This is a genomic window from Stenotrophomonas sp. SRS1 (assembly GCF_026130205.1).
GTDB classification, from domain to species: Bacteria; Pseudomonadota; Gammaproteobacteria; order Xanthomonadales; family Xanthomonadaceae; genus Stenotrophomonas; species Stenotrophomonas rhizophila_B.
This window is the reverse complement of the sequence record NZ_JAINFD010000001.1, coordinates 167,746-179,801: the sequence shown is the minus strand read 5'-3', so window position 1 is coordinate 179,801 and position 12,056 is coordinate 167,746. Positions and strand designations below refer to the sequence as shown.

The window sequence follows — 12,056 nt, the reverse complement described above, 5'->3', positions numbered from 1 at the left end:
ACTACCGCAGAGCGCGCGAAATCGATGGAAGCGCCGTAAAATAGCCCCATGAACACCCCCACCTTCCCCTACGACACCGCGCGCCTGAGCGAACTGGCCCAGCTGCTGATCGACAACGTCCGCGAGCTGGCCCACGCCGGCTGGACCCCGGCCACCAGCAGCAACTTTTCCCACCGCCTGGATGACCGCCACGCGGCGATCACCGTGTCCGGCAAGGACAAGGGCCGGCTGGTGGAGGACGACATCATGGTGGTGGATTTCGACGGCCAGGCCGTCGGCCGCCCGCTGCGCCCGTCCGCCGAGACGCTGCTGCACACCCAGCTGTACCGCCGTTTCCCGGAAATCGGCTGCGTGCTGCACACCCATTCACCGGTGCAGACCATCGCCTCGCGCCTGTATGCGCCGCAGGGCCATATCCGCCTGGAGGGCTACGAGCTGCTGAAGGCCTTCCACGGCAACAGCACGCACGAGATGGCGGTCGACGTGCCGGTGTTCGCCAATACCCAGGATATGGACGTGCTCTCGGCACAGGTCGATGCCCTGCTCGACACCCAGCCGCTGTGGGGCTATCTGATCGACGGCCACGGCCTGTACGCCTGGGGCCGCACCATGGCCGAGGCACGCCGCCACATGGAAGCCTTCGAGTTCCTGCTCCACTGTGAGCTGGAACTGCGCAAGCTGCGCGGCTGATCGCGCTCAGATTCCTGAAGAGAATCTGTATTCCGCGCATCGGCATCAGTGCGTCGCCCCCACTCTGGCGCCGCACTGGTACCCTTTCCTTCCCCTCTTCGCCTCGATGCTGCCGCCATGAGCCGACTCCGTATCTTTGATGACACCGCCCCGGATGTCCCGCTGTTCGACAGCCGGGATGGCGAGGCGATCGCCGCCGAGCTGAAGCCGATCGGCGTCACGTTCGAGCGCTGGCAGGCGACCCACGAGGTCGCGCCGGGCGCCAGCCAGGACGAGGTCTTCGCCGCCTACAAGGTCGATATCGACCGTCTCGTCGCCACACACGGTTTCAAGAGTGTGGACGTCGCGTCGATCGCGCCGGACAACCCGAACCGCGCCGAGCTGCGCAGGAAGTTCCTGGACGAGCACTTCCACAAGGAAGATGAAGTCCGCTTCTTCGTCGCCGGCTCCGGGCTGTTCACCCTGCACGTGGACGGCAAGGTCTACGAGATCGAGTGCGTCAAGAACGATCTGATCGCCGTGCCCGATGGCATCACCCATTGGTTCGACATGGGCGAGGAACCGAGTTTCGTGGCGATCCGCTTCTTCACCGAGCCGGACGGCTGGGTCGGCCATTTCACCGGCAGCGACATCGCCCAGACCTTCCCGCGTTACCACCCCGCACAGCACCAGGCCGACTGATCCATGCCGCAACCGACCGTCATCCTCACCGATATCGAGGGCACCACCAGCAGCATTTCGTTCGTCAAGAACGTGCTGTTCCCGTATGCGCGCAAGGCACTGCCGGCGTTCGTCGCCGCGCATGGCCAGGAGCCGCAGGTGCGCCGCTGGCTGGACGCGGTGGCGGTGGAGATCGGTGGTGCCTGCCAGGACAGCCTGATCGTGGAGACGCTGCAGGGCTGGATCGACCAGGACCGCAAGCACACCGCGCTCAAGGCGCTGCAGGGCATGATCTGGGAAGCCGGCTACCGCAATGGCGATTACAAGGCGCACTTCTATCCGGAAGTGGCCGCCGTACTGAAGGGCTGGCACGCCGAGGACAAGCCGCTGTACGTGTATTCCTCCGGCTCGGTGCCGTCGCAGAAGCTGTTCTTCGGCTTCAGCGAAGCCGGTGACCTGACCGGGCTGGTCTCGGGCTGGTTCGATACCGAAGTCGGCGGCAAGCGTGAGGCCGACAGCTACCGCCGTATCGTCGAGGCGATCGATGTGCCGGCCGCGCAGATTCTGTTCCTGTCCGACGTGGTGGAAGAGCTGGATGCCGCGCGCGACGCCGGCCTGCAGACGCGTCTGATCGACCGCCTGGACGATTACCCGCTGCCACGCAGTGGTGAGGCCACACACGGCCACGACCGCGTCGAGAACTTCCAGCAGATCACGCTGTAACGGGTGGATCCACGCCACGCGTGGATCCTTTCCGCTCGTGATTCAAGGTAGATCCACGCCATGCGTGGATGCCTTTCGCGCGATTCGGGTACCACGCCAGCCACGCATGGCGTGGCCCTACCTCGGGATATCTGCCAAGGAGTGCAGGCGCAACGCGCTGCGCAGCGTCGCCAGATCCGCCTCCGCGCGCAGCCGGATCGTCACCGTTTCACCCGGCACCAGGTCCAGCGCGTTGTCACTGAGCGCGGCGTCCAGCCCATCGAAGTCGATCCACAGCGCCCGCACCAACGTGGGCGAGCGCAGCGTCAGCAGGTAGCCGTCGCCATCCGTGCGCAGCTCACTGTCGATCTTCGCCGGTGACAGCGCCAACGCTTTGGCCGGCACGAAATACACCACCTGCTGCGACAACCGCGTCGCGCCATCGAACAGCTCGACCACCGCCACGGTGCGGGTTGGATCGGCGCCCTTCAACAGGTCCGCGTCGGCAAATCGCCCCACCTCCAGCGCGGACAGCGGCGGCACTGCCACGGTGTGCCGCTGCTCACTGCGCTGGGTGCCATTGAGGTCGATCACGCGCAGCCGCCACGTGGCCTGCAGGCCCTGCTGACGATCATTGAGCAGGCTCACCCGTGTCACCCCTTCATCGCGCAGTGCCGCCACCGCGTGGTCGGCGAAGAAGCGCTTGGCGTGGAAATGCAGCGCCTTCCAACGCCCGGCGTAATCGATGCTGGACCACGACGCCCCCGGCCATACATCGTTGAGCTGCCAGTACAACGAGCCCATCGTGTACGGCCGCGAGGCCCGGTGATGCAGGGCAGCGAGCTGGATGCCATCGGCCTGCATGACCTGGCTCAGGTAGACGAACGTGGGGAAGTCACGCGGCGTGCCGTACTCCTCCTCGATGTACTTGAGCAGGCGCTGGTTGCCCTCGCCCGCCATGAACTTCTGGTGCGCGCGTACCGTCGGGCTGTCGACCTGCTGCTCGGCGGCGGGAATGATGCCGTCCAGCGTGCGCAGCGCCGGCCAGGCCTGCAGCCCGTACTCGGACATGAAGCGCGGTGTTTCACGCAGGTAGGCGGTGACCGGCAGCGCCGGGTTGCCCCACACCTGCCAGTAGTGCTTGTCGCCGCGGGTGGAATCGTTGGCCTTCTCGTCCAGATCATTGCTCGGCGAGCTCGACCAGTACGGCACGCCCAGCCCTTCTTCGGTCACCACCTGGCGCAGGTCGTTGCCGAACAGGTCCACATACCCCTGCCAGACCTTCGCGGCGAAGGCAGGATCGGCAGCGGTCAGGTCACGGCCATGGCCCCAGTCCTTCCATGCAGTCTCTTCTTCGTTGTTGCCACACCACAGCACCACGCTGGGGTGATGGCGCAGACGGCGCACATTGTCGCGCGCCTCATGGACCACGCTCGCGCGGAACGCGGGATCGTAGCCTGGCTGCATCCCGCCACCGAACATGAAATCCTGCCAGACCAGCAGCCCCAGCTCGTCGGCGATATCGAAGAACGCATCGTCTTCGTAATAGCCGCCGCCCCAGTTGCGCAGCATGTTCATGTTGGCATCGCGCGCCGCGGTCAGCTCGCGCCGGATCCGCGCCGCGTCCACACGCGCGGGGAACATGTCGAACGGAATGACGTTGGCGCCCTTGGCAAAGATCGGCACACCGTTGATCACGAATGCGAAGCCCTGTCCGCCGTTGCGGTCCACTTCGCGGCGCAGCTCGACGGTCCGCAGGCCGGTGCGCTGCTCGATGTGCGTCGCCTCCGCCGTCTCAGGCGCCAAGGTGGCACGCACAGTGTAGCGGGCCTGCTCGCCCTGCCCGGCCGGCCACCAGCGCCGCGGCTTCTGCAGCGCGACCGGCACCGCAATGCGGTTGTCACCGGCCTTGAGCATCGTCTTTTGGTCGATGCGCGCCACGCGCTTGCCGTCCGGATCCAGGACATCCACCTGCACGGACGCAGAACCAACCACCGCGCTTTCCACCTCGACCGCGATCTCAAGGTCCGCCTTGGCCGCGTCCAGGCTGCGGGTCTGCACCACCAGAGCGGTCAGGCGCTGTGCGTCCCAGCTCTCGAGCTTCACCGGCCGCCAGATGCCGGCGGTCACGTAACGCGGGCCCCAATCCCAGCCGAAGTGATAGCCCGGCTTGCGCACGAAATTGCCGACCATCGCGTCTTTGGGCTCATCGCCATAGGGCGAAGGGTAGTTGCCGGCGATCTTGTGCGGCATCGCCTGCACGACCGGCAGCAGGGTGCGGATCGGCGAACGCAGCACGATGCGCAGCTCATTGCCGCGGGGCCGCAACTGGCCATCCACCCGCGCCCGCCAGGTGCGGTGGCTGTTGTCGGCCTGCAGGAGGGGCTGGCCGTTGAGCGTGACGGTGGCGAACGTGTCCAGCCCTTCGAACGCCAGCTCGGCATGCGCGCGCGCCAGCGTGGCCGCATCCACATCGAATCGTGCGCGGTACTCCCAGTCGGACAGGCCGATCCACTGCAGCCCGGCTTCCGGCGCACCCACGTAAGGATCGGGAATCTGCTCCTGCGCCAGCAGATCGGTATGCACGGCCCCGGGCACCTGCGCAGCACGCCACTCGCCCAGCTGCGGGTGGGCACGAAGCTGGGCATCACCGGGCAACAGGCGCAATGACCACTCCGCCGTCAGCGGGGCGGCGGCCACGGGCAGTGCCCATGCTGCCAGCAGGACCAGCCACAGCCAGCTGGCCGGTGCAACGACATGGAGACGGCTGTGCGCGCGCATGAGGACCTGCCTGGCTGCGGGAGCAGCCGACCAACGGTCGGCTCTACCGGGATGTTGGGGCAGCCGACCGACGGTCGGCTCTACCGGATTCAACGCACTACGTTGAGCACTTCGTAGCAGGCGCCCATGGTGTGGTAATCGGTCTTGCCGGCCGGGCTCTTTTCATCGCTGTACTTGCGGTTGTCCGCATCCAGGATGCGGAACCACGCGCCGTACTGGTGATCGACCATATGCGCCCACGCATACGCCCACAGACGGTCGTACCAGTCCCAGTACACGGCATCGCCGGTGCGCTTGGCCAGCAACGCCGCGGTGGCCAGCGACTCGGCCTGCACCCAGAAATACTTGTCGTCATCGCAGACGCTGCCATCCGGCGCGAAACCGTAGTACAGCCCGCCACGCTCGGCATCCCAACTGCGCTCCACCGCCACATCGAACAGATGGCGCGCGGTCGGCACCAGCCAGTCGGCCTGTACGTGGCGGTCCAGGATCAGCAGCAGCTTGGCCCACTCGGTCTGATGCCCCGGCTGGAAGCCCCACGGGCGGAACAGGTGCTTGGGATTGTCGCGGTTGTAATCCCAGTCGATCTGCCACTGGGTGTCGTAGTGCTCCCACACCAGGCCATCGCCCTGCGCGGCCTGGCGGCGGGTCATGTGGTCGGCCAGCAGCAGCGCACGATCAAGGTAGCGCTGCTCACCACTGGCCTCGAACGCAGCCAGCATCGCCTCGCACATGTGCATGTTGGCGTTCTGGCCGCGGTAGTCGCTGAAGTTCCAGTCGGCATCGGCTTCGTCCTTGTACAGGCCGAACGCCGGTTCCCAGAAGCGCGTTTCCAGCAGCTGCCAGGTCTCGTCCATCCACGAACGCGCCTCGGCAATGCCAGCTTTCAGCGCGCAGCTGTAGGCCAGCAGCACAAACGCGACGCCGTAGCAGTGGTTGGTCGCATCTTCGACCACGCCATCGCGCAGCGTCCAGGCGTAACCGCCAGTGGCCGGATTGCGATGTATCTCGCGCAGGTAGCGCACGCCATGCTCGACCGCCGCCAGGTCCTCGGGCTTGCCGAACTCGCGGTAGGCCATGGCGTGGTTGAACACAAACCGGGTACTGCTGACCAGATGACGGTGGCTGGCGTCGTACACGCTGCCATCGTCACGGAAGTAGTGGAAGAAACCGCCCTTGGGGTCGATTTCATGCGGCTGATAGAACGCCATCGTCCGCGCGATGTGGGCGCGCAGGAAATCCGGCGAACGGAAATCGGGCTGGGATGCGGTGGAGGTGCTCATGCGGCGGTTTCCTGTTGTTGCTGCAGCAGTTGCTGGACTTCCCCAAGGCTGGGCATCGCGGCGAACGCCCCCTTGCGGGTGACCGCCAGGGCACCGACAGCCGCACCGAAGTGGATCGCCTCGAGCAGGCCGGCCTGTCCCGCGCAGAACGCGGGGAACGCCGTGCCATCACCGCCGCGTTCGCCGATGCCGAACAGCAGGCCGCCCACGAACGCATCGCCGGCGGCGGTGGAATCCACCGTCGTCACCTGGAAGCCCGTGAGTACGCCGTTGCCGTGGCGGGTGTGCCAGCGGATCGGCGCGGCGCCGTCGGTGATCACCACCGCCTGCGCCTGCGCGCCGAGCAGGCGCTCGACCACCGCAGCGTCGCCACCGGGCACCGAGCCCGCCAGATACTCCAGTTCCTCGCGCGACAGCTTGACCAGCTCGGCCAGCGACAGCGCTTCCCACAGGCGCGGCAGCGGGTCGACACCGGTCGGCCACAGCGCCGGGCGCAGGTTGAGGTCGATGCTGACCATCGCGCCGGCCTGACGGGCGCGGCGCATGCCTTCCAGCGTGGCCTGCGCGATCTCCGCCTCGGTCAGGCTGTTGGAACACACGTGGAAGCTGCGCGTGCCCTCGAAGCAGTTCGGGTGGAAATGCGTGCTACGGAACAGCAGATCCGCCGCCGGCGGGCGGTAGAAGCTGAAGCTGCGCTCGCCACTGGCATCGAGTGCGACGAACGCCAGCGCGGTCTTGGCTTCATCCGTGCGCACGATGCAATCGGTCGCCACGCCGGCATTGGCCAGGCTCTCGGCGAGGAAGTCGCCGAACATGTCCTTGCCCAGCATGCCGGCGAAATGCGTGTCCGCGCCCAGCCGTGCGGCCGCCACAGCTACGTTGGCGGGCGCGCCGCCGGCGTACTGCAGGAAGGCACGGGGGGTATCGGGAGACGCCGGAGGTTGGGCAAGTAGATCGATCAAAATCTCGCCGAAACAGACAATTTTGGACATCTTGGCCTCAATTTCCCTGGCGGATTCCAACGGCCGGGCGCGAACCCCACAGGCCGTAGAAGATGATGTAGCCGTAGCACAGCAGCGGCAGGATGAAGGACGGCTGCAGGCCGATATGGTCGGCCAGCTTGCCCTGCAGGACCGGGATCAGCGCCCCGCCGACGATCGCCATGATCAGCAGGCTCGAGGCCTTGGTGGTCAGCGTGCCCAGGCGTTCGATGCTCAGCGCGAAGATCGTCGGGAACATGATCGAGTTGAACAGGCCGATCGCCACCACCGAGTACAGCGCTACCTGCCCCTGGGTGAGCATGGTCAGGGCCAGCAGCGCCACGTTCATGCTGGCGAACAGGGTCAGCAGCAGGCGCGGCGAGAAGCGGGTCATGATGGCCGAACCGGCAAAGCGGCCGATCATCGCCATCGTCCAGTACGCCGAGACGTAATGCGTGGCCTGCTGTTCGCTGAAGCCGCCGATGTTCGGCAGCGACAGGTAGTTCACCAGCACGCTGCCCACCGCCACTTCCGCACCCACGTAGAAGAAGATGCCGAGCACGCCGAACCGGACGTGGCGGTGACGCAGCGCCTCCATCAGGGTGTGCTTGTCGCCACCGTTCTGCTCGGTCGTCTCATTCAGTGCCGGCAGGCGGAACAGATACACGAACACGGCAAGCAGGACCAGCGCGATCGCCAGGCCGACATACGGGCCCTGCACGGACTGGGCTTCCTGGGTGCGATAGGCCAGCTGTTCGGCCATCGGCAGCACATTGATCTCGTCCGCGCTCTTGACGGTGTTGCCCAGGATCAGCAGGCCACCGAAGATCGGCGCGATCGCCGTACCCAGCGAGTTCAACGCCTGCGCCAGCGTCAGGCGGCTGGAGGCCGTCTGCTCCGGGCCCAGCAGGGCGACGTACGGATTGGCCGCCACCTGCAGCACGGTGATGCCTGTGGCCAGCACGAACAGCGCGCCCAGGAAGGCTTCATACACCCGCAGCTCGGCCGCCGGCCAGAAGCCGAGCGCGCCCACTGCGGCAATGGCAAGGCCGGCCACGATGCCGTTCTTGTAGCCCAGCCGTGCGACCAGGCGACTGGCCGGCACCGACATCAGGAAGTACGCGCCGAAGAAGGTGAACTGCACCAGCATCGCGCGGGCGTAGGTCAGGTCGAACACGGCCTTCAGATGCGGGATCAGGATGTCATTGAGGCAGGTGAGGAAGCCCCACATGAAGAAGATCGTGGTCGCCACGGCCAGCGCGACACGCGTGTTCACCACGGGCGCAGCAGAGGATGAGGACGGGAGACGGGGCGTTGGGGAAATGGGCATTCAAGTACGCGCCTCATTGCGCGAGCAGGTGAAAAGGGGCGGAATCAGGCGACAGTGCTGCCGCTGCTTTCGCGGATACGGAGTTGGACCGGTGCAACAGTACGCTGTACCGCCGCCTCCGGGTGATCGAGTCGCTGCAGAAGCAGCTCCGCGGCCTGCCGCCCGCGCTCGCGCGGGTTGACCGTCAGCGTGGTCAGCGGCGGCGATGCCACCGAGGCCTCGGAAATATCATCGAAACCGGTCACTGCGAAGTCGCGGCCCGGCTGCACCCCGCGCGAGGCCAGGCCCAGCATCAGGCCCAGCGCGACGCTGTCGTTGTAGCAGACCGCTGCGGTCGGCACTGCACCCAGCGCGAACAGCTCACCGGTGCGGGCGGCTGCATCCAGGCGGCTGGGCGAGGTCTCGATCAGCCACTCCGGCTGCACCGGCATCCCCGCCTCCACCAGCGCCTGTGCATAGCCGGTACGGCGCTGATGGCACGAGCTGGACACGGCATGACCCCCATAGAACGCGATACGGCGGTGGCCCTGCTCGATCAGATGGCGCGTCGCCAGGTAGGCGCCCTGCTGGTTGTCCAGCGTCAGGAAATCCCATTCGGCGCCGGGCAGTTCGCGATTGAACAGCAGCACGTTGGCATGACCGAGCACCTGGCGCAGCTGCCCCGCATCGCTGCCTTCGGCCGGCGACAGGATCAGCCCGGCCGGCATGTGCTCCATCAGCGTAGCCAGCACGGCCTGCTGACGCTCCGGCGATTCGCCGGTGCTGCCGAGCAGGGTCACGAAGCCCTTGCCGCCCAGCGCTTCATCCACCCCGGAGGCGAATTCGGCGAAGAACGGGTTGGACAGATCATTGATCACCAGCGCCACGCTCGAGGACGTACGCCGACGCAGGTTGGCCGCGCCGCGGTTGTACACATACCGCTGGCGCCGCAGTTCGGCTTCCACCTTGGCCCGGGTGTCGACGTTGACCAAGGGGCTGCCGCGCAGCACCAGCGACACGGTCGCGCGCGACACGCCGATCGCTTCGGCGATGTCGGTCACGGTGACCGCGCGCGTACCTTTGCCGGCAGGGGTGGCCTTGTCGTTCATCGGGTCGTCGGTTTCCTCAAGCAAGGTGCAAGCCTAAACGATCGCGCTGACCTGCTGCTCATTCCAGTACCGCGCCCGGGGTGGCGCAGAACGAGGCTGGCAGCGCCTCGGCCTGGGTACCCCAGCCGTTCTCCGGCGCGGTGCCGCCCAGGGCGAAGGCGATGGTGCCACCGCGCTGCAGCTGGGCCCAGTCCAGCCACACCGGCGCATGCGCGCGGCCATCGACCTGGACATTCTGGACATACTGCAGTTGGCGGCCATCCGCGCCCGGCGCCTTCAAGGTCAACGTTTTACCCTGGCCCAGATCGATCTCGGCACGAGCGAAGCGCGGCGTGTGCAGCAGGAACTCGCCGCTGCCCGGTACCGCCGGGTACAGCCCCAGCGCACTGAACAGGTACCAGGCCGACATCGTGCCCAGGTCATCATTGCCGGTGACGCCATTGGGTGCATTGGTGAACAACTGCTGCGCGGCGCGCACCACGGTGGCGGTCTTCCACGGCTGGCCGATCAGCGTGTACATCCACGGCGCGTGCAGGTCCGGCTCGTTGTTGGGGTTGTAGCGGAACTGGTTGTAGTAGCTGTACGGCCCGACCACCCATTCCTTGCGGGCGGCGGTCAGCGGCGATGTAACGAGGGCGTCGTAAGCGAAGAAGGTATCCAGTCGGCGCGCGGTCTGTTCGCGGCCGTGCATGGCCTGGACCAGGCCCGGCACGTCCTGCTGCGCGAGCCACTGGTACTGCCATGCGGTGCCTTCATGGAACCCGTGATGCGAGCGCGGGCTGTACTTGCCATCGGCCGGCAGGTACCACGCGCCATCCTCCATGCGCGGCCGCGGGAAGCCGTTGAAGTCGCCCTCCTCGTCACGCACCGACGGATCCCACACCTTGTGCCAGTTGCGGCCACGCTCGCGCAGCACGCCGGCATCGGCGGCATGGCCGAGGCCATCGGCCATCTGCGCCAGCGCGCAGTCGGCCAATGCGTACTCCAGCGTTGCCGAGCCCCCGTGGTGCGGGTCCACATCCATGCCCTTGGAGGGGAAGGCGCGGTCGTACTGCACATAGCCGTTGGCCAAGTAGTTCGGGTTGCCCGAGCGCCCGGCGTGACGCGAGTTCATCGGCGGCACCTGGAAGGCGTTCTTGCGCAGCGCGGTGTAAGCCTCACCCTCGCGGCCGTCCAGCGCGCCGAAACGCCACAGATCCACCAGGAACGGCGTGACCGGGTCGCCGGTCATGATGTTGGTTTCGAAGTTGGCATAGCCCCAGCGCGGCAACCAGCCGCCCTGCGCTTCAATGGCCAGCAGGGTCCGGCCGATGTCACGCGCGACGTCGGGCTTGGTCAGCGCCAGCCACTGGTTCTGCGCACGGTAGGTATCCCACAGCGAGAAATACTCGTAGTAGGTCCAGCCATCGGCGCGATGGATGTTGTCGTCGTAGCCACGGTAGCGGCCATCGGCGTCGCTGCCGGTCAGCGGCTGCAGCAGCGCGTGGTACAGCGCGGTGTACAGCACGGTGCGGTCGTCGCTGTTGCCGCCCTGCACACGCACGGCCGCCAGTTCCTTGCGCCACTGCTGCTGCGCCATCTGGCGCATCTGATCGAAGCCGAGCAGGCGATCGCCCCGCATGCCATCGCTGCGCAGATTGGCGCGCGCGCCTTCGGCATCCACGTGCGAAATCGCGCTGACCGCGGTCACCGCACGGCCCTTGGCCAGATCGAAGCTGAGCCAGGCGCCGCTCGGCTTGAGTTCGCCTTCCATGCCGTGGCGTGCGCCGGGCAGGCCCCCGCCCTCGCCCCAGGTCCCGAACGCCTTGAACGGGCGGTCGAACTCGATGCGGAACCAGGTGGTGTACTGATGCCCACCGCAGAAGCTCTTGGTGACCAGCTTGCCTTCCACGGCACGGTCGCCGACCACGTCGACCACACTGCCGATCACCGAATGGCGCTCGTTGGCCTGGCCAAGGTTGACCAGCACGTGGCCGGTATCCGCATCGGTGGCAAAGGTGTAACGCTCGGCTGCGGCACGGGTGCGTGCGGTGGCCTCGGCATCGATGCCGCCGTAATTGGTCAGGCGTACCTTGTAATACCCGGCCTGGCCGACTTCACCGTCGTGGGTATAGCTGGACGCGTAGCGCTTGTGGTCGAAGCTCTTGGCGTCGTCGGTATTGAAGTCACCGCCCGGACCGATGCTGCCGGTCACCGGCAGTACCGAGACCTGCCCGCCCTGCTCCCAGCAGCCGGCACCGGACAGGAACGAATGCCCGAAACCGCGGATCTTGGGGTCGTCATAACGCCAGCCGGCATAGTGCTCGCCGATCGGGCTGACCTGGATCAGGCCGAACGGAGCCGAGGCGCCCGGGAAGGTGTTGCCGTCATCCTTGCTGCCGATGAAGGTGTTCACCTCGCGCTCCAGTGCGGCGGGTGCGGCCTGCAGCACCAGCGGCGCGCAGCTCAGCGCCAGCAGGCAGGCCAGGCCGGCGAGCGGACGACGGCGGACCGGGCGAACGCCGGGGGTAGCAGCAACAGCAGGATGTCGGGAAAAGCGGGT

General features: G+C 66.8%; 9 protein-coding genes. 3 read left to right on the top strand and 6 right to left on the bottom strand.

Translation table 11 applies throughout. The annotated features are described in order from the left end of the window. Window positions 1-48 precede the first annotated feature (48 nt). The 3 genes from K4043_RS00795 (at window position 49) to mtnC (ending at window position 2,073) form a co-directional block, all read left to right on the top strand. The gene (locus tag K4043_RS00795) at window positions 49-690 is read left to right on the top strand and encodes a methylthioribulose 1-phosphate dehydratase (protein ID WP_123729133.1); all 642 of its coding nucleotides are present in this window, start codon (window positions 49-51) and stop codon (window positions 688-690) included. Between the two features lie 117 nt (window positions 691-807). Further along, a complete protein-coding gene (locus tag K4043_RS00790) occupies window positions 808-1,371 on the top strand; it encodes an acireductone dioxygenase (RefSeq protein WP_123729132.1) in 564 nt (187 codons plus the stop codon). Between the two features lie 3 nt (window positions 1,372-1,374). Beyond that, window positions 1,375-2,073: an acireductone synthase gene (mtnC, locus tag K4043_RS00785; RefSeq protein ID WP_265307843.1), complete on the top strand. Its 699-nt coding sequence runs from the start codon at window positions 1,375-1,377 to the stop codon at window positions 2,071-2,073. A 117-nt stretch (window positions 2,074-2,190) separates the two neighbouring features. On the opposite strand, the gene K4043_RS00780 is transcribed toward mtnC, so the two are convergent. The 6 genes from K4043_RS00780 to K4043_RS00755 all read right to left on the bottom strand — a co-directional run bounded on the left by K4043_RS00780 (window position 2,191) and on the right by K4043_RS00755 (window position 11,972). Next, window positions 2,191-4,833 carry a glycoside hydrolase family 2 protein gene (locus K4043_RS00780; protein ID WP_265307842.1) on the bottom strand — a complete coding sequence of 881 codons (2,643 nt, stop codon included), beginning with the start codon at window positions 4,831-4,833 and terminating at the stop codon, window positions 2,191-2,193. Window positions 4,834-4,922: 89 nt separating this feature from the next. Then, on the bottom strand, window positions 4,923-6,116 hold the full coding sequence (locus K4043_RS00775; RefSeq protein ID WP_265307841.1) for an AGE family epimerase/isomerase: 1,194 nt from the start codon (window positions 6,114-6,116) through the stop codon (window positions 4,923-4,925). Then, complete coding sequence (locus tag K4043_RS00770; protein WP_123729128.1) at window positions 6,113-7,108, bottom strand: carbohydrate kinase; 996 nt, start codon at window positions 7,106-7,108, stop codon at window positions 6,113-6,115. Before K4043_RS00770 ends, K4043_RS00775 begins: the two co-directional genes overlap by 4 nt. 7 nt (window positions 7,109-7,115) lie before the next feature. Further along, a complete protein-coding gene (gene fucP / locus K4043_RS00765; protein WP_123729127.1) occupies window positions 7,116-8,426 on the bottom strand; it encodes an L-fucose:H+ symporter permease in 1,311 nt (436 codons plus the stop codon). A 44-nt stretch (window positions 8,427-8,470) separates the two neighbouring features. Then, entirely contained in the window at window positions 8,471-9,514 is a 1,044-nt protein-coding gene (locus K4043_RS00760) for a LacI family DNA-binding transcriptional regulator (protein WP_265308516.1), read from the bottom strand. Between the two features lie 58 nt (window positions 9,515-9,572). Beyond that, on the bottom strand, window positions 9,573-11,972 hold the full coding sequence (locus tag K4043_RS00755; RefSeq protein ID WP_265308515.1) for a GH92 family glycosyl hydrolase: 2,400 nt from the start codon (window positions 11,970-11,972) through the stop codon (window positions 9,573-9,575). Window positions 11,973-12,056: the final 84 nt, after the last annotated feature.

What these genes read in the sequence shown, in the direction of transcription:
- K4043_RS00795 (WP_123729133.1), top strand. Translation starts at nt 49, where the DNA reads ATGAACACCCCCACCTTCCCCTACGACACCGCGCGCCTGAGCGAACTG.
- K4043_RS00790 (WP_123729132.1), top strand. Translation starts at nt 808, where the DNA reads ATGAGCCGACTCCGTATCTTTGATGACACCGCCCCGGATGTCCCGCTG.
- mtnC (WP_265307843.1), top strand. Translation starts at nt 1,375, where the DNA reads ATGCCGCAACCGACCGTCATCCTCACCGATATCGAGGGCACCACCAGC.
- K4043_RS00780 (WP_265307842.1), bottom strand. Translation starts at nt 4,833, where the DNA reads ATGCGCGCGCACAGCCGTCTCCATGTCGTTGCACCGGCCAGCTGGCTG.
- K4043_RS00775 (WP_265307841.1), bottom strand. Translation starts at nt 6,116, where the DNA reads ATGAGCACCTCCACCGCATCCCAGCCCGATTTCCGTTCGCCGGATTTC.
- K4043_RS00770 (WP_123729128.1), bottom strand. Translation starts at nt 7,108, where the DNA reads ATGTCCAAAATTGTCTGTTTCGGCGAGATTTTGATCGATCTACTTGCC.
- fucP (WP_123729127.1), bottom strand. Translation starts at nt 8,426, where the DNA reads ATGCCCATTTCCCCAACGCCCCGTCTCCCGTCCTCATCCTCTGCTGCG.
- K4043_RS00760 (WP_265308516.1), bottom strand. Translation starts at nt 9,514, where the DNA reads ATGAACGACAAGGCCACCCCTGCCGGCAAAGGTACGCGCGCGGTCACC.